Annotated in this window: 13 protein-coding genes and 1 pseudogene; 7 read left to right on the top strand and 7 right to left on the bottom strand. The window is 44.0% G+C overall.

What is annotated here, in order from left to right; all coding sequences use genetic code 11:
• Positions 1–307 precede the first annotated feature (307 nt).
• A complete protein-coding gene (locus ACED41_RS05065) occupies positions 308–3481 on the bottom strand; it encodes an HD domain-containing phosphohydrolase (RefSeq protein ID WP_371724586.1) in 3174 nt (1057 codons plus the stop codon).
• A 497-nt stretch (positions 3482–3978) separates the two neighbouring features.
• Between ACED41_RS05065 and ACED41_RS05060 the strand changes: the two genes are divergently transcribed.
• The 5 genes from ACED41_RS05060 to ACED41_RS05040 all read left to right on the top strand — a co-directional run bounded on the left by ACED41_RS05060 (position 3979) and on the right by ACED41_RS05040 (position 8593).
• Entirely contained in the window at positions 3979–4950 is a 972-nt protein-coding gene (locus ACED41_RS05060; protein ID WP_229648231.1) for a tripartite tricarboxylate transporter substrate binding protein, read from the top strand.
• A gap of 242 nt (positions 4951–5192) precedes the next feature.
• On the top strand, positions 5193–5693 hold the full coding sequence (locus ACED41_RS05055) for a tripartite tricarboxylate transporter TctB family protein (protein WP_371724585.1): 501 nt from the start codon (positions 5193–5195) through the stop codon (positions 5691–5693).
• 10 nt (positions 5694–5703) lie between these two features.
• A complete protein-coding gene (locus ACED41_RS05050) occupies positions 5704–7224 on the top strand; it encodes a tripartite tricarboxylate transporter permease (protein WP_012603793.1) in 1521 nt (506 codons plus the stop codon).
• 192 nt (positions 7225–7416) lie between these two features.
• Complete coding sequence (locus ACED41_RS05045; protein WP_102333369.1) at positions 7417–8175, top strand: sulfite exporter TauE/SafE family protein; 759 nt, start codon at positions 7417–7419, stop codon at positions 8173–8175.
• A 226-nt stretch (positions 8176–8401) separates the two neighbouring features.
• Positions 8402–8593, top strand: a complete 192-nt coding sequence (locus ACED41_RS05040; RefSeq protein ID WP_017066914.1) for a hypothetical protein — start codon at positions 8402–8404, stop codon at positions 8591–8593.
• Between the two features lie 132 nt (positions 8594–8725).
• Here ACED41_RS05040 and ACED41_RS05035 read toward each other — a convergent pair whose 3' ends face one another.
• A complete protein-coding gene (locus tag ACED41_RS05035; RefSeq protein WP_010438513.1) occupies positions 8726–9139 on the bottom strand; it encodes a VF530 family DNA-binding protein in 414 nt (137 codons plus the stop codon).
• A gap of 239 nt (positions 9140–9378) precedes the next feature.
• Here ACED41_RS05035 and ACED41_RS05030 point away from each other — a divergent pair.
• Positions 9379–9585 (top strand): annotated as a pseudogene (locus ACED41_RS05030) (metal-dependent phosphohydrolase); the annotation flags it as partial.
• Between the two features lie 138 nt (positions 9586–9723).
• Here ACED41_RS05030 and gnd read toward each other — a convergent pair.
• The 5 genes from gnd to ACED41_RS05005 all read right to left on the bottom strand — a co-directional run bounded on the left by gnd (position 9724) and on the right by ACED41_RS05005 (position 16259).
• Positions 9724–11172 carry a decarboxylating NADP(+)-dependent phosphogluconate dehydrogenase gene (gene gnd, locus ACED41_RS05025; RefSeq protein WP_017059712.1) on the bottom strand — a complete coding sequence of 483 codons (1449 nt, stop codon included), beginning with the start codon at positions 11170–11172 and terminating at the stop codon, positions 9724–9726.
• Between the two features lie 28 nt (positions 11173–11200).
• Positions 11201–11935 carry a 6-phosphogluconolactonase gene (pgl, locus tag ACED41_RS05020; RefSeq protein WP_017066266.1) on the bottom strand — a complete coding sequence of 245 codons (735 nt, stop codon included), beginning with the start codon at positions 11933–11935 and terminating at the stop codon, positions 11201–11203.
• The gene (zwf, locus tag ACED41_RS05015; RefSeq protein WP_017059714.1) at positions 11932–13434 is read right to left on the bottom strand and encodes a glucose-6-phosphate dehydrogenase; all 1503 of its coding nucleotides are present in this window, start codon (positions 13432–13434) and stop codon (positions 11932–11934) included. Before zwf ends, pgl begins: the two co-directional genes overlap by 4 nt.
• Before the next feature lie 410 nt (positions 13435–13844).
• Positions 13845–14540, bottom strand: a complete 696-nt coding sequence (locus tag ACED41_RS05010; RefSeq protein WP_017059715.1) for a response regulator — start codon at positions 14538–14540, stop codon at positions 13845–13847.
• 66 nt (positions 14541–14606) lie between these two features.
• Complete coding sequence (locus ACED41_RS05005) at positions 14607–16259, bottom strand: sensor histidine kinase (protein ID WP_032545674.1); 1653 nt, start codon at positions 16257–16259, stop codon at positions 14607–14609.
• A gap of 617 nt (positions 16260–16876) precedes the next feature.
• Between ACED41_RS05005 and ACED41_RS05000 the strand changes: the two genes are divergently transcribed.
• Positions 16877–17104, top strand: coding sequence for a hypothetical protein (locus ACED41_RS05000; protein WP_371724584.1), 228 nt, complete (start codon positions 16877–16879; stop codon positions 17102–17104).
• Positions 17105–17131 lie beyond the last annotated feature (27 nt).

The following is a 17131-nucleotide window of genomic DNA, read 5'->3' as shown; positions in this document are numbered from 1 at the left end:
ACAATCAAGCAAATTGTCGACAATTTAGACTAAGGTAGTACTTTCTATAGGCGATAAAAACTTACTTAAAAGGACACTAAAAACAATTCAACCACTTGTTATTTATCGATTTAAGCAAAGAAAGAGCCGCTAAACCCTTCCCTACCCTAAAATCACTCGAAACCAATGTGTCGACAACTTATAGACAGACTTGACAAACGCAGAGCACTTTGTGTCGATCTACCTGTTCACCGATAAACAGATATAAAAAAGGCGCACTCATGTGCGCCTTTCATTCATAGACCCCGTTCTAACAAGCCACCTTTACTCAAGCAATCTGACGAGTAACATCTAGGTATTTGCTGATATCAACGAAATCAATTTGTTCCGGCTTCAGATACTCTTCTGCATAACGCAGGTGAATGCCGCTGGTTAAGAACAATCTAAACAGTTCGATATCGAGATGCTCGTCCAATGCCATTTTATACATGATGTCGACAGCAACACTGATTGGCTTAGCCTTCTTATAAGGCCTATCTGCAGCGGTTAATGCCTCAAAAATATCGGAGATCACCAGAATACGTTCTGGGATTGAAAGGTCATCACCAGTCAGCTTCCTTGGATACCCTGTACCTTTAAGTGTTTCATGGTGAGTTGAAGCGTAGCGAGGAACACGACTTAGCTCTTTCGGGAATGGCAGGTTCTCAAGCATCTTAATCGTGCCAAGCATGTGCTCGTTTATCTTAAATCTATCTTCAGCAGTCAATGTACCGCGTGCAATACTCAGATTGTAGACTTCGCCTAGGTTGTATAAGTGCTCAGGCACATCCATTTTAATTTGATGTTTCGGGTCAAATTCTAACGGCCTATCTCTTTTCACTATGTGCTCTGGCTTATCACTCAAAAGTGGTTCTGTGGCTGGTAAACTTGAACTCGGCTCTCGATTCATTGCCTCTATCGGTGATAGACCAAGTTGATCATCAAAGTTACGCGTCCAAGTCGTTTCAGCTATCAAGCGAATACGAGCAACTTTGTCATCACTCATGAATTCACCACCAACATTAGACGTCGCGATAAACTCAAAATCATCTTGTAGCTTCTGTTGCGCTTCAGCCAACTCTGTTTGGATTTGTTCGCTCGCTAGCTTGCCTTCAAGCTGTTTCGTTAATGCTATTATTTCAGCATCACGCCACAATACCTCAAATCGAGTTCTCACCTCGTGAATTCGGTTGTAGTTGGCCTCAAGCTTCGTACCTTTATCGACGATGTGTTCCGGCGTTGTTATTTTTCCGCAGTCATGCAACCAAGCCGCAATTCTAAACTCACGGCGTTCGTCATCATTTTTAAACTCAAAGTCTTTGAAGTGCTCAGACTGCGATTGTTCCGCCGCGTCAGCTAGCATCAAACCTAGCTCTGGTACACGGTTACAGTGCCCAGCCGTATAAGGGGACTTGTCATCGATAGCTTGGGCGATAAGCTTGATAAACGACTCTACAAACGCCTCTTGCCTCTGTTCATGTCGTTTAAGCTCCATTGCCATTTCTTTTACAGCAACAGATAACTCCCACACTTCTTTAATACGAGTATTAAGCACAGCTACGTTGTCATAGTCACGCAACTTAACCTTGTGAGTCTCTTTCTCTAATTGGCGAATAGGACGTACTATCGGTGTACCAAAGACCCAAGCCACAGGCAAGGTTAAACTCATCAGTAAAATCGTTACACCAACAGAGGTTGCTAGACGCTTATTGACTGTACTGAAGACTTCAGATTCGGGAATCAATACCGCAAAATACTCAGAGTAGTGTTCGCCCGTGTCTATTTTCTTTAAATAGAGATGCTTGATCTCGCCATTCAACTCTACCCTTACCATACTGCCTTCAACCGTTGCTTCCTTAGTCAAATCATAAAGTTCAGTATAAGGAACCGTCGTATTCGTATTAAAGCCGGTATCATGCAGCCACTTTTTTGCTAAGGCATCAAGTTGTTCACCACTTAACTTGCTGATAGCTTGATCAATAATTGGAAGCAATTGTTTATGCTTGCTCTGCAGCACCAAATGGAATTGATTTGAGTAGTTCTGTTTTAGATCTTCTAGAGTCCCATTGACAACAAGGCCTGGCTGGAAAAACCTATCTAATGCAAACGAGAGTACGGGTTCAGCTTCTAAGAAAGCAAAGTTCTCTTCGCTTTCAATTGAATTAAATGCAGACTCTAGGTTTTCAAATTCAACTAAATCAATGTTCGGAAAGTCCTCTCTTAACTTAGGAATAATTGACCACCCAGATAAAATGGCAACTTTTTTACCCTCAAGCTCGGCATAATTAGTGACAACCTTCGCACCGACCCTTGTCACGACAGAAAATGGCAATTCATAAATTGGAGTCGTGTATAGGCCATCTATGCCATTATTTTTATAATGTTGAACCGATTGCAGGCCATCAATACTTCCTTCTTGAAACTTACTGACAAGCTCGCCCCAAGAGAAACCATTAACAAATTCAAACCTGATCCCTGTCATCTCACCAATCATGTTAAGAAGGTCTATCGCATAGCCGTTTGGCTTTCCCGCCACTGAAAAGTCCATCGGCCCCCAATCATTTTGATTAGACACTAACAGCGGAGGGGTATCGTTAATCAAGGCTTGCTGCTCAGACGATAGCATTAATGTTGATACATCAAACTCCGATTCCTGATTGTTAACCTTGAGGTTAGACGCAATAATATTACCCGATTTCGAATATAAGAAAGACTCAACCTTACTGTCTTCTGCTAAGCCAAGCGCCGTACCTGATAGTTTGCTAGCTAAAGAAGACAACACAATATCAATACCAATCACATGTTGAACTTCAGATTCGATTTTCGAATCAAACGCTAAAGAATAAGTTTGCCCGGTAATTTGTAAATGCTGGAAAAGATATGGCTGAGTTTTTTCGACCGACTGAACATTGGCAGAAACATACCAAGGCCTGGTTGTTGGAAGGTAGTTGCTCTGCTCCGTAGTTGAGTTTCTTAGCGTAAACTCTTGGTCAAAATATTTCGTCGTACGGACGCGCTCCTCCCCTATATTATGAATCTCAACCACAACCCAACGGTCCTTTTGTTGTGCACCGATTTTTTCTCTAACGACAGGGGCAGATTCTAGATTAATAATTTGGAAGAAGTTTTCATTAGATGAGCCAATGTAAATACTATAAAAGAGAGGGTTATCTTTAATTGCTTCTGAAAGAATACTACGCGACTCTTCTTTCGATATTTTGTTACTTATAGAACGTTTCACTGAAGAAAGTAAACGCGCGGTATTGGCTGCGTCAGAATCAACCGCGCCGATATAGTTACTCAGCTCTTGGGACACCATCGTCAACTTTGATAGGGTATTCTCAGTCGCCATTTTTTTACTGAAGTAATATTGCAGTGAAACCGCAACAACAGCGGTAAGAAATGTCGCGAGTAAAAACATTCCTCCAACAGTAAATCGTAACGAAATTTTTTTTAATGCCATTATTTCATCCTTGAATAATCGCCAACTCCAAAGTTAACAGCCTAGCGCAATCAATACCGCTTAAGTTGCATATCAACTATAGTAACTCTATTCCACATCTAAAATCTAACACCTCTATACACCTGACTCTTTTGCAGAAATAGTTATCGTAGTCACATCTAACAATATAGACCAACAACCAATGCACTCGAGTAGAAAACGCTAGTTAAATCCAACCTTTGTCAATTAATTCAATCATTCTGAGACAATAACTACGATTTTAGAATCCAGATATCATTCAACAGTAAATGGACAAAAACACGTTACCGTGAACTTTATGAACAATATTAATCCAATGTTCTTTATTCTCAATATCGCCGCATTACAGACATTTCATTAACACACCGTTAACTTTAGCTTCATCTGCTAAGCAATATCCTACTCATCTGTTTAGTAGCTGGAAATAAAACATAAGTTTCTCTCCATTGAAGAGATCCCCTACATAAGGAACGTGAACCATGTTCAAGGCACTGAAACCTACTCTTGCGGCTTCTATCATCACAGCAACCTTTTCTTTCAACACTTTTGCTGCTGACGTAGAAAAAATCCACTTCCTAATCCCTGGCGGCGCTGGTGGTGGTTGGGATATGACAGCTCGTGGTACGGGTGATGTATTGGTGAAATCAGACATCGTAGAAAATGTCTCTTTCCAAAACCTGTCTGGTGGCGGTGGCGGTAAAGCGATTGCTCACCTAATCGAAACAGCACAACGCCAAGAAGACACGCTAATGGTGAACTCAACGCCTATCGTTGTTCGTTCACTAACAGGTATCTTCCCTCAATCTTTCCGTGACCTAACTCCGGTAGCAGCAACCATTGCCGATTACGGCGCAATCGTCGCTCCTGCGGATTCTAAGTACGACACTTGGGAAGACGTCGTTAAAGAGTTCGAAACCAACCCACGTAAAGTGAAGATTGCTGGCGGTTCAGCTCGTGGCAGCATGGACCACCTTGTAGTAGCGGCAGCGTTCAAAGGCGAAGGTTTTGATGCGAAGAAAGTACGTTACATTGCCTACGATGCTGGCGGTAAAGCGATGGCGGCACTGCTTTCTGGCGAAACACAGCTGCTTTCAACGGGCCTTGGTGAAGTACTAGAGATGTCTAAGTCTGGCCAAGTAAAAGTGCTTGCTGTGACGGCTCCAAAGCGTCTTGACGCTGCGCCTAACATCCCAACACTGACTGAATACGGCAACGAGACAGTATTTGCTAACTGGCGTGGTTTCTTTGCGGCACCGGGTACAAGCCAAGCAAAAATCGACGAGTGGAACGAAGCTCTTGGCAAAATGTACAAAACCGATGAGTGGCAAGTGGTTCGTGACCGTAACGGTTGGATCGACAACTACAAAGCTGACAAAGATTTTTACGCCTTCCTAGAAGACCAAGAAAAACAGATGGGCGATCTAATGCGTGAGCTTGGTTTCTTGAAGTAACCAACAACCAGAGAGGGTCTTTGTGCCCTCTTACTCTTTCCTGTTTCGCCGTACATGAGTTAACTAAAACTCCTTTGTTTATTCGTAGTGTATTGCTAAAGCTTGCTGATTCGTTGTAGAGGCAAGTGGCTTAACCAAGTCATGTAATTCGCTCACCTTTGGTTAGTGATCCCAGACATTCTTCATTAACTCGCTCATGTGCGGCTTTTTTACTTTTTATACCACCCCAAATGGAGTTGGATATGTCGGACTTACCAACCAAATTTCTGAGTAAAGAATCTTTGCTTTCGAAGGATCGCATCGGAGCCATGATCTTTATGCTGGCGAGCTTGTGCTACGGCTATCAAACCACGCTGATTCCTCTGTTCCCCGGTGACGAGTACGAACCCTTCACAGCAAGAACCTTACCTACCCTGTTGACGTTTATCGGCATTGGCCTTTCGTTGATCCTGCTAATAACAGGACAACCGGATAAGAAAGTCACATGTGACACAACACCGCTAAACTGGAAACTGCTGATTGGCTTCTTGGTGTTAATGGCACTGTACGGTGTTGGACTGACTTATCTTGGCTTTGTTTTAGCAACCAGCTTCTTCTTACTTGCAGGCTTTTACCTGTTGGGTGAGCGCCGCAAAACTGTTTTATTTGGCGCGTCGTTTCCTTTCGTTATCGCGTTCTTTCTTTTATTAACTCAAGGCTTAGATATCTACCTAGAGCCTGGTTTAATCTTCACTCTTTGGTAGGGATAACATTATGTTAGACGGAATTTTACAAGGACTTTCTACCGCTGTGATGCCAATGAACATCATGATGGTAATTGTGGGCTGTTTCGTGGGTACCTTCATCGGTATGCTACCGGGGTTAGGTCCAATTTCAGCAATCGCGTTGATGATCCCTATTACATACGGCCTAGACCCTTCTTCTGGCCTAATCTTGATGGCTGGTGTGTATTACGGCGCTGTATTTGGTGGCTCCACGTCATCCATCTTAATCAATGCTCCGGGTTGTTCTTCAACGGTAGTAACCGCGTTTGACGGCTACCCGATGGCTCAAAAAGGCCAAGCAGGTAAAGCACTTGCTCTCGCGGCTTACTCTTCTTTCACAGGCGGTACGCTTTCAGCAATCATGCTTTTGATTGCCGCACCGGCTCTAGCAAGCGTGTCACTGAGCTTCCAGTCTTCAGACTACTTTGCGTTGATGCTATTAGGTTTGTCCGCTGTAGCGGCGTTTGCAGGCCCAGGTCAGGTAATCAAAGCGTGGATGATGACTATTCTTGGTTTGATGCTATCAACTGTAGGTATCGACAAAGGTGTTGGCGTTGAACGGTTCACTTTTGGCCTTACGGATCTGATGGATGGCTTTAGCTTCCTATTATTAGCGATGGCAACATTCGCACTGGGTGAAACCTTGATGGGTATTCTAAAACCAGAGCAAGACACCAGCGCGGAAGAAAGCCAAAAGATGTCGGATATTGGTAGCATGAAGGTCACCAAAGAAGAGTTCAAAGAAGTGGCACCAGTTTCAATTCGATCTTCTATTCTCGGTTTCTTTACCGGTGTTCTACCGGGCGCGGGTGCCACTATTGCGGCATTCCTAAGTTACGGTATGGAGCGTAGCCTCGCGCCAAAAGACAAGCAGAAAGAGTTCGGTAAAGGCAGTATTCGTGGTCTTGTGGCTCCTGAATCAGCAAACAATGCAGCTTCAAGTGGTTCATTTGTACCGCTGTTAACACTCGGTATTCCGGGCTCTGGTACTACAGCAATTATGCTTGGTGCATTGATTGCCTACGGTATTCAGCCGGGTCCTCGCTTGTTCGTTGAGCACCCAGACGTATTTTGGTCGGTGATTATCTCGATGTACTTTGGCAACATCGTGCTGGTTATCTTAAACCTGCCTTTAATCCCTTATATTTCTAAACTGCTAGCGGTACCTAGAACGGTTCTACTGCCAATGATTATCTTCTTCTCAATCACTGGCGTGTACTTGGTGTCATTCAACACGATGGACGTATTTGTGATGCTACTGGTAGCGATGGCTGCGATAGCATTAAGGCTAGCCAACTTCCCATTGGCACCATTACTGTTAGGCTTCATATTGGGCGGCTTGATGGAAGAGAACTTAAGACGAGCATTGATGATCAGCGATGGTGAGTTGAACTTCTTATGGGAACGCCCTATTACGATGACCTTCACTATTCTGGCGGTATTGGTGCTGTCTAGCCCGATTCTAGTGAAACTATTTAAGAGTTTTAGAGCGAAGCCAGTAGAAGTGTAAAGCTTTATCGAATCAACTAAACCTCAACGAAAGGAGCCATTGGCTCCTTTTTTCATTTAAAGCCTCAATTAAAACCAGCGGTTAAAGATGGTAGCAAACTCACAAACCTATCTTTACAACACACATGGCGCTGATATTCATAACAAATTCAAGTAAGGTAACCAGTTAGTTAACGTATTGGATTCTAAAACTATGGATTGGTTGATTCTATTCTTATCAGGGGTGGTTGGCGGTGTGCTTAACTCCATTGCGGGTGGCGGCAGCTTCATCACTTTCCCTGCTTTGTTATTTGCTGGCGTTCCACCAATAGCAGCCAACGCGACCAATACCTTTGCTTCATGCGCTGGTTACATCAGTGGTGCTTACGCACTGCGCCACGAAATTCAATCTGGTACCAAACAACTCAAGCTCGTTGTTGGGCTATGCGTAATTGGCGGCGGCATTGGTGCATTTTTACTACTACACACGCCAGAAGCGCTATTTACCCAATCCGTACCTTGGTTATTACTGTTCGCCGCTCTGCTTTTTACCTTTGGTGGCACTCTCAACAAATGGCTAAAGAAAGTAACCGCTAAACATAAGCACGCCACCAGCGCAGGGGCGTTCTTTTCCGCTGTATTGCTTTTGATCGTGTGTGTTTATGGTGGTTATTTTAATGCAGGCTTAGGCATTGTGACATTGAGCTACTTGGCGCTGGCTGGTTACACCAACATCAACGTGATGAATGGCATCAAACTGCTCGTGTCCGCGTGTGCTTCCCTCGCAGCGATCGTATTTTTTATCGTCAATGGTTCGATTGATTGGCCGTCTGGCATGGCTGTATTATTGGGTACATTGGTTGGTGGTTATTATTCAGCAAAAATCTCTCGCCGCATCCCTCAACACTATGTTCGAACCACAGTGATCATCGCGAGCTTTTTGATCACCGCTTACTTTTTCTATGCTAATTAGACGTTCGGTTTAATAAGACTTGCAACTGAAAAGATAAAGCCAAAAGACTCCACCCTGCTCATACCGATTTGGCTATTTTATTACTTATAAAATAGCCAAGCCAAAATGTGTGAGACGAGTCCTTCAATTAGCAAATTTGATAACAATTTAGACTGTTTTTTAGCCTTTATTTTTCCAAAGGTGGGATACTTCTCCTGTCGAAAGTGAGACTTCATTAGGAGGCGTTATGAACATTAAACTCGGTCATGTCATGTCATCAAGTCGACTCATTTGCTTTGTCGCTTTTCTTGCTGCCACATTCGCGTGGATCCTAAAAATGCCCGCTCTGTTTTCTGTGTCAGCGCTATTCTTACTTATCAGTGCAATCGTTTATGTCACCGATCTTTGGAAGAATCAAAGAAAGAACCGCGAAGCTTAGCCATTTACGGTTTAAATCGAACGAATTAAAAAAGGAGCTCATAGGCTCCTTTTGTGTTTTTCGCTTATCTAATTAGCCGTGCTAATCGCCGACGCCTAATTAACGACGGTTCTTTCTAGCGATGTCTTCTTGTTAACGACGGAAATTACGACCGTTACCGCCACGGCGCTCTTTAAATGCAGACGCAGCTTTAGCTTGAGAGGCATGGATAGACTCAACCGTTAGTTCCATCGGCTCACGAGGCTCTAGCCCATGGCGGAATGTACGTGAACGCGGAGGCATCTGGTATTCGATGTCCGATGCTTTAGGCATGCGCTTGAAACGGTAAAGGTAGAAGTTTTCAACCTTCTCACGAGCCCATTCGGTTTTCTTCAGGTATTTAACTGCGCTTGCCACTGTAGGCTTAGTGTTAAAGCAGTTCATACGCATTGCCGCATCTAAAATTTCCCAACCATAATGATCCACTAATTCAGTGATCATGGTTTCAAGCTTTAAGCCGTGTAGCGGGTTATTTTGTTGCAGTTCGATTCTTTCTTCTTCAGTCATAACATTACCTTTTTCAAGGCAACTAAAGGCCTTGAATTTACTCTAGAACACCGTCATCACTGACCGCTTCTAGCTCAATCATTTGGGCATTATTTCCATTGCCCTTGTTTATGTCTTTATGATGGCATAAAGCATGTGCGTTATCCTATTTATCTTTTCATTTAATTTTAAAATGGTTATTTAACGTCCAGATCATCATTAACAGCACTTTAGTTAAGCAATAGCGCATACGCTATTAACTGGCAGACGTATTCGATGCGTCAATGAGTAAAAGAGCCTATAAACACGCTTGGTCACTGAATGAGGTGATGGCCTATATAGAAGCAAACACTGGTTCAATGTTTGACCCAGAGTGGGTTGAAGCGCCTAAACAAAACCTAGACAGCTTTATGGCCATTCGAGATCAATACAACGACGATGTACAACCACATATCATGACCGCCTAAGCGATAATTAGTTGTGTGTTTGAAGTGACCATCTAAAAATACGCAAACCAACAAAAAAGGATGCCAGTTGGCATCCTTTTGTTTTCTAGTTTACAGCTAATAAGAACAACAAGGTTCTTAACTGATTCTAACTAACGATTATACGTCGTAAGTTGTAGAAGCAGTATCGCCGCCTGTACCAGTCCAGTTTGTGTGGAAGAATTCACCACGTGGACGGTCAGTACGCTCGTAAGTGTGAGCACCGAAGTAGTCACGTTGAGCTTGAAGCAGGTTCGCTGGTAGACGTGCAGTTGTGTAACCGTCTAGGAAAGATAGCGCAGAAATCGTACATGGCATTGGGATACCAGACTCTAGAGATTTCGCTGCTACTTTACGCCATGCCACTAGGCTGCCTTGTAGGATGTTTTTGAAGTACTCGTCAGAACCTAGGAACGCGATGTCTGGGTTTGCTTCGTACGCATCACGTATGTTGCCTAGGAATGCAGAACGGATGATACAACCACCACGCCACATTAGCGCTACGTTACCGTAGTTTAGGTCCCAGCCGTTTTCGTTCGACGCTTCACGCATTAGCATGAAACCTTGAGCGTAAGAGATGATCTTAGAAGCCAGTAGAGCTTGACGTAGTGCATCAACCCACTCTTGCTTGTCGCCTTCAACTGGAGTGATTGTCTTCTCAAACAAAGCTTCAGCTTCAACACGTTGGTCTTTAAGAGCAGACAGGCAACGAGAGAATACAGACTCAGAGATCAGTGTTAGTGGGATACCTAGGTCTAGTGCGTTGATACCAGTCCACTTACCCGTACCTTTTTGGCCTGCAGTGTCTAGGATCTTCTCAACTAGCGCTTCACCGTCTTCATCTTTGTAGCCAAGGATGTCAGCAGTGATTTCAACTAGGTAGCTGTCTAGCTCAGTCTTGTTCCAGTCAGCGAATACTGCTTGCATCTCGTCAGCAGACATACCTAGGCCATCTTTCATGAACTGGTATGCTTCAGTGATAAGCTGCATGTCACCGTATTCGATGCCGTTGTGTACCATCTTAACGAAGTGACCAGCACCGTCGTTACCAACCCAGTCACAGCAAGGCTCACCAGCGTCAGTTTTTGCCGAGATACCTTGGAAGATTGGCTTAACCGCTTCCCAAGCTTCAGCCGCACCACCTGGCATGATTGAAGGACCGAAACGAGCACCTTCTTCACCACCAGATACACCAGTACCGATGAAGTGGATGCCTTTCTCACGACAATGCGCTACACGACGGTTAGTGTCTGGGTAGTTAGTGTTACCACCATCAATGATGATGTCGCCTTCGTCTAGAAGTGGGATTAGGTTTTCGATGAACGTGTCTACAACGTCACCAGCACGAACCATAAGCATCACTTTACGTGGCGCTTCTAGCTTCTCAACTAGCTCTTCTAGAGAGTAAGCACCAACAATGTTAGTACCTTTAGCTGGGCCTTCTAGGAACTCGTCTACTTTAGCAGCAGTACGGTTATGAGCCACAACTTTGAAGCCGTGGTCGTTCATGTTTAGGATAAGGTTCTGACCCATTACTGCTAGGCCAATTACACCGATATCACCTTTCATTATTTTATCTCCTTGCGGCTATTCGCACTTATGCGATAGCACTTGCTGCATTTGAATCTAGGAACCACTCTGTTTCGCCAGTTTTAGACTGGATTTTCGCTGCCGGGTAAGGCAGTTCTGAAGCAGGAGTTGTATGAATTTCTTTAACGATCTCAACTTTACCTGCACCCAGTACTAGGTAGCTGATTCGTTTTGCTGCTTCTAAAACTTTCGCTGTTTTAGAAACACGGATTTGACCAGACTCAGGGTGAGAAGCTAATACAGATAGGTTCTCATCTTGGTAGTTGGTTGCACCTGGGAATAGTGAAGCTGTGTGGCCGTCTGCGCCAACACCAAGCAGAATCCAATCGAATACAGGCGTGCCGTTTTCTGTTGGGATTACGTCTGCCATCTCTTTTGCGAAACGCTCTGCTTCTGCTTTTGGTTCATCTTCACCACGGATGCGGTGGATGTTTTCAGCAGGAAGGTTTACTTGAGTAAACTCTTTTAGTTTTGAAAATAAGAGCGCGTTTGCTTCACCGAAATTGCTTTCAGCGTCGTCTGGTACAACGCAACGTTCGTCGCCCCACCAGAAGTGAAGGTTATTCCATTGAATACCTTCCGCGTATGGCGCCTGTGCTAAAAGTTTGAAAAGCATTTTTGGCGTGCTGCCACCAGACAGTGAAATGTGAACAGGTTTGCCCTGCTCGCTGTATGCTTTCATTTCATTTGCTAGGTTTTCAACAACCAGTTCAGGCGTTGCAAAGATCTTGTGATTGATCATAGTTCGCAGTAATCCGTGTCTGTTAAGTTTTTGCATGGGAAACGCCATGCGCGGCCATCACGTTGCAGAAGTTCATCTGCTTCCTGTGGGCCCCAAGTACCACAAGCATAGCCAAACAGTGCTTGAGGATCTTGCTTGAAGTCTAAGATTGGTTGAACGTACTTCCAACATGCTTCTACCGCATCGGTACGTGCAAACAGAGTCGCATCACCGTTCAGTGCATCAAGAAGAAGACGCTCATAAGCCGTCAGCATCTGAGTTTCAGGCAAGTCAGAGTAAGAGAAGTTCATTTTCACTTCTTTTGCTTTGAAGCCTGCGCCTGGCTCTTTCAAACCAAAGCTCATCTGAATACCTTCATCCGGTTGGATGCGGATAATCAGCTTGTTCTCTGGTGCATCTTGACCAAATACTGGGTGTGGCGTGTTCTTAAAGTGAATCACGATTTCAGTCACACGTGTTGGTAAGCGTTTACCTGTACGTACGTAGAAAGGAACACCATTCCAACGCCAGTTATTGATGTGAGCTTTCAAGCCGATGTAAGTCTCGGTACGAGAATCATCCGCTACACCATGCTCTTCACGGTAACCTAGTAGGTGCTGACCACGAACATCTGATGCTGTGTACTGACCTAATACTAAGTCTTTACGCAGATCATCTTCTTCTAATGGTTTCAGACACTGAAGCACTTTAACCACTTCATCACGAATAGAATCAGCGTTAATTTGTGCAGGCGGCTCCATACCTACCATCGCTAGCACTTGCAGCAGGTGGTTTTGGAACATGTCGCGAACTGCGCCAGAACCGTCGTAGTATCCGCCACGCTCTTCAACGCCAAGGAACTCAGCACCTGTGATTTCAACGTATTCAATGAAGTTACGGTTCCACAGTGGTTCAAACATCGCGTTTGAGAAACGAAGCACTAGAAGGTTTTGAACCGTCTCTTTACCAAGGTAATGGTCGATACGGTAGATCTGGTGTTCTTGGAAGTGATGATGGATCTCTTCATCCAACGCTTGAGCTGATGCTAAGTCGTAACCAAATGGTTTTTCGATGATCAGACGACGCCAGCCGTTCGATTCATCGTTAAGGCCATGCGCAGCAAGGTTTGCTGGAATCACACCGTATAGGCTTGGCGGGGTTGCCAAGTAGAACAATGTGTTATGGTTTTCGAATTGGTAGTCTTGCTCAAGCTTGTCTAGACGTTGTGCTAAACGAGCATAGTCGTCTACATCTGAAGTATTGATCGCTTGGTAATGCAGATGTTCAATAAATGCATTCAGCGTCTCTGGTTCAGTTTTTTCCATTTCCTGAAGAGACTTCTTCAGCTTCTCACGGTAAGACTCATCGCTGTACTCAGTACGGCTCACTCCAAGAATCGCAAAGGATTCTGGTAGTTGATTGCTAGCATACAGGTGGTATAGAGCAGGAATTAACTTGCGGTAAGTTAGATCTCCCGACGCACCAAAAATAACGATGCTGCTGTTTTCAGGTATTACCATCATCTTTCCTATAAAAACAAGGTTTTTAGTATTCGCCAAAGGTATCAGCGACATACGAAAATAGATAATAGGTCTTAACTATTACATCAATAGTAAGCGCCTATTAAATTTGAGAATGCGTTTGGTAAACGAGGGTGAAAGCTATCACCTCTATTCGGGACAGTATTGTCTATGACTATTTGATTTACATCAACCACTGTGAAAGCAATCGATTAAATATTGACTCATTTCGAACAAATTCTAATCGATAGTTCCGTTCATTTGACCCGAGGGAGAAGCAAATCGGCATTCTCAAACAGTGTAGTCAAGAAAGAACGGTATCTGGTCGGTGGAGTGAGCAATAGGAAAGGGAGAAAAAGGTAAAACCAGCTTATTCAACTGGCTTTATATTTATTTTGATGGTGTCGTGTTTATCTTTGCGCTTTGTTGTAGCAGCGCTCCGGGCGACCTACGGTACCGTAATTTAAGTCTGCGACTAACTCACCAGTGGTAATCAAAAATTCTAAATAGCGTCTGGCGGTGGTTCGGCTAGCACCAATTCGTTCTCCGGCTTCATCGGCGGTAATATTAACGGCATCAGCTTGCTGAAAAATGGCTCTGATCTTATCCAACGTTACGCCATCAATTCCTTTGGGCAAGGTTGATACTTTTCCTGAGTCCGCTTTGGCATTGGCTTGCAGCATCTTATCAACCAAACCTTGGTTCAAATCAGACACGCTTTCGAACTCTTGTAACTGTGACTGATACTTCTTCAGTGCTGCTTCCAAACGAGGAAACATGACTGGTTTTAATAGGTAATCCACCACTCCCCCGCGCATTGCCTGCTGCAGCGTATCCACATCCCGAGCAGCAGTAATCAAGATAACGTCGCAGCCTTGATTGCTCCCTCTTACGTGATTAAGAATATCGAGCCCACACCCGTCCGGCAGGTACACGTCCAATAACACCAAATCAGGTTTTAAGATGTCCAGTTGCATGAGCGCTTCAGACTGTGTGGTGGCAATGCCGACCACGTCAAAGCCACCCATCTGTTCTAAATAACGATGGTGTAGCTCTGCAATCGCAATATCATCTTCAATGACCATGACTCTCGTGATTGCGTTCATTTATGTTCTTCCTTTAACCATGCTTTTTCCGTCACGATGATCTTCGCAAGATCGTTTCGTGCTTAATTATTGTTCTTCTTTTGGCAGATAAACCGTCATTCGCGTGCCAAAATCGTGGTTGTCGACCATTTCAAGCTGCCCTTGATATCGGTCTGCCAGCTGCTTTATCAGATACAAACCCACACCACGATTTTGCTTCGCTTTGCTCGATACGCCTTTTTCGGTGAGTGCTTTGGTCGCCAACTCTTTCGGCAAACCGCACCCTTTGTCTTCTACTTCTACGATAATTTCATTACCAAAATCACTGATTGAAACTTCAATAACCCGACGCGCTGGCGCAATTTGACCCTCTTGCTTAATCGCCGTCATGGTGGCGTCAAAGGCGTTATCAATCAGGTTGCCAAGAATTGTGACAACGTCATCCGCGTTTAACCAGCTAGGCAGAGCTTCAAGCCTTGATCCCTCTTCCACTTTAAGCTCTAACCCAATCTCTCGAGCTCGCTCTGTTTTGCCTAAAAGCATGCCTGCAATAAGAGGGTCTTTCACCGTCTCTCTTAAGAACTCAATTAAGCTCTGGTAATGAGCGGTTTCTTGACCAATCAATTGTTGAACAGAATCCAGCTCGCCCATCTGAATCAAGCCACTGATGGTGTTGAGCTTGTTTTGATGCTCGTGGGTTTGTGAACGCAGTAGATCAGCATATTCTTTGGTTTGTGAGAGCTGGTCTGTTAAATCGTTGATTTCATCTCGTAATCGGAAACTCGATACCGCCCCGACCACCTCACCTGCCACTATAATCGGGCTTCGGTTAGCAATGATTCGCTTATTGTTTAAATACAACTCAACATCGTGGTCGGTGTCGCCGGTTGATAGCAGTTGTTCTAAATCACTGCCTGGCAATACATCAGAAAGGCGCTGTTGATTGAGTGCTTTATCCCTGTCTATCGATAAAATATCGCAGGCACTCTTATTAATTGAACGTAAAATGCCGTGCTTATCGATGCTCAGAATGCCCTCTTTCACGGTACTCATGGTTACATCTAGCTCAACATACAACCGGCCTATCTCTTCAGGCTCAAAGCCCAAAATAGCGCGTTGAAAACGGCGAGATACATAACTCGAAATCAAAGCGTTGACCGCAACCACCAGCAACGCCATCACAATCAAAAAGGCTAAGTAAGGTTCGATTCGATCTTGCAACGAATCCAATAAGTAACCAACTGACACCACACCAATAACGGTACCTTGGGTGTCTTTTACCGCGGATTTACCACGAACTGAAAAACCCAGCGATCCTTTGGCTGTCGACACATAAGACTCGCCCAATACCAATGCTTTTTGGTTATCGCCACCACGCATGGGTTTACCGAGCCTGTCATCATAAGGGTGAATCAGGCGGATACCTTTATCATCTCCAACAACGATAAACGCCGCGCCAATGAGCTGAGTAAGGTTACGAAATTTAACTTGGGTTTCTTCAGACAAAACGTAGGGAACGCCATTAGGGTCCAACGTTCCATTTTCTTGAATAATGCTGGTGACAAGCGGCGATTCAGATAGAAATTCAGCAACACCTAACGCTTTCAAACCCATCTCTTGTTCTTGAGATTGTTTGATGTAGTAAAAACCAGCCGCTGCAAGAATCAAAAGTTCAACGAGGCCAGTGACCGTCATGATAATCAGTAACCTTTTACGGAAACTGATACTGCTCCATTTCATATTCCACCGTCCCTAGCGTTAGACGATCAATGTTAACACCAAGTTAATCGCATGACCTTTCTAGGGACGTGAATTTGTGACTGCTACTCAACTAAATAATTGAGCAGATTGTTAATTGATAATCCTTTACGTTGTTCATCTCGATTAATCGTTCATTTTTAGGACTGATTAGCTTAAAAACCAAAATAAACGAATAAATATTGAGCTAGATCACTAAGATTTTAGGTGTTTTTTAGGTTGTTTAAAATAAATACAATTATAATGGTTGCATATGAAGAAGTTTATTGTTGCTAAGCCATAGGTCATGATTTTCAGACCGCGCTTTGAATCGAAACTTCGATTAACAAAATAGCAACAACCCTTCGCTCGCTGGACGTATCTATAACTAAAAGTTGCACGCTCGCCGTTACGAATGATGAACAAACGGATTAAGTATTCTCCCCTATTCATCCATCGCTATTTCAAACTCGGCTAGCCAGACAACGAAGAGGTGACTGATAAAAGCATCACCCAATAATAAAACATTGATGAGCAGGAAGTATCGATCAGTGGCAACGTCCAATAGAAACAGGATAACAAACATAACGTATAAACATTGTTGAAAAGGAAACAAGGCAATGAAACGCGATAACTTTGGAATTTGTCTTACTAAGACTATGCTGTTCAAACACTTACAATCGACTTTTACTCACGTAAGAGCCTATGAGAAAGATGGCACCTCCTCACTCGATCTCAAGGTATTGTTAGCATTCCCGCAAATGTCAGGGAGAGATTTATTACAAACAATGCAAGGTTCAAGACAATTGGTATGGCGCGCCGATCACCATTGTCCTAGCTTTAAATAAGCCACTTCATTTTGTAAAAACACTTCT

Origin of the sequence: Vibrio sp. 1F255, assembly GCF_041439145.1 — a bacterium.
GTDB classification, from domain to species: Bacteria; Pseudomonadota; Gammaproteobacteria; order Enterobacterales; family Vibrionaceae; genus Vibrio; species Vibrio crassostreae_C.
The sequence above is the reverse complement of the archived record's forward strand: the minus strand, read 5'-3'. Positions and strand labels throughout refer to the sequence as shown.

Excerpts from the sequence above, each read along its gene's own strand:
- ACED41_RS05055 (WP_371724585.1), top strand. The coding sequence starts at position 5,193 with ATGTCGGACTTACCAACCAAATTTCTGAGTAAAGAATCTTTGCTTTCG.
- ACED41_RS05045 (WP_102333369.1), top strand. The coding sequence starts at position 7,417 with ATGGATTGGTTGATTCTATTCTTATCAGGGGTGGTTGGCGGTGTGCTT.
- ACED41_RS05000 (WP_371724584.1), top strand. The coding sequence starts at position 16,877 with ATGAAACGCGATAACTTTGGAATTTGTCTTACTAAGACTATGCTGTTC.
- ACED41_RS05010 (WP_017059715.1), bottom strand. The coding sequence starts at position 14,540 with ATGAACGCAATCACGAGAGTCATGGTCATTGAAGATGATATTGCGATT.
- ACED41_RS05050 (WP_012603793.1), top strand. The coding sequence starts at position 5,704 with ATGTTAGACGGAATTTTACAAGGACTTTCTACCGCTGTGATGCCAATG.
- ACED41_RS05005 (WP_032545674.1), bottom strand. The coding sequence starts at position 16,259 with ATGAAATGGAGCAGTATCAGTTTCCGTAAAAGGTTACTGATTATCATG.
- pgl (WP_017066266.1), bottom strand. The coding sequence starts at position 11,935 with ATGATCAATCACAAGATCTTTGCAACGCCTGAACTGGTTGTTGAAAAC.
- ACED41_RS05065 (WP_371724586.1), bottom strand. The coding sequence starts at position 3,481 with ATGGCATTAAAAAAAATTTCGTTACGATTTACTGTTGGAGGAATGTTT.
- ACED41_RS05040 (WP_017066914.1), top strand. The coding sequence starts at position 8,402 with ATGAACATTAAACTCGGTCATGTCATGTCATCAAGTCGACTCATTTGC.
- ACED41_RS05035 (WP_010438513.1), bottom strand. The coding sequence starts at position 9,139 with ATGACTGAAGAAGAAAGAATCGAACTGCAACAAAATAACCCGCTACAC.
- gnd (WP_017059712.1), bottom strand. The coding sequence starts at position 11,172 with ATGAAAGGTGATATCGGTGTAATTGGCCTAGCAGTAATGGGTCAGAAC.
- ACED41_RS05060 (WP_229648231.1), top strand. The coding sequence starts at position 3,979 with ATGTTCAAGGCACTGAAACCTACTCTTGCGGCTTCTATCATCACAGCA.
- zwf (WP_017059714.1), bottom strand. The coding sequence starts at position 13,434 with ATGGTAATACCTGAAAACAGCAGCATCGTTATTTTTGGTGCGTCGGGA.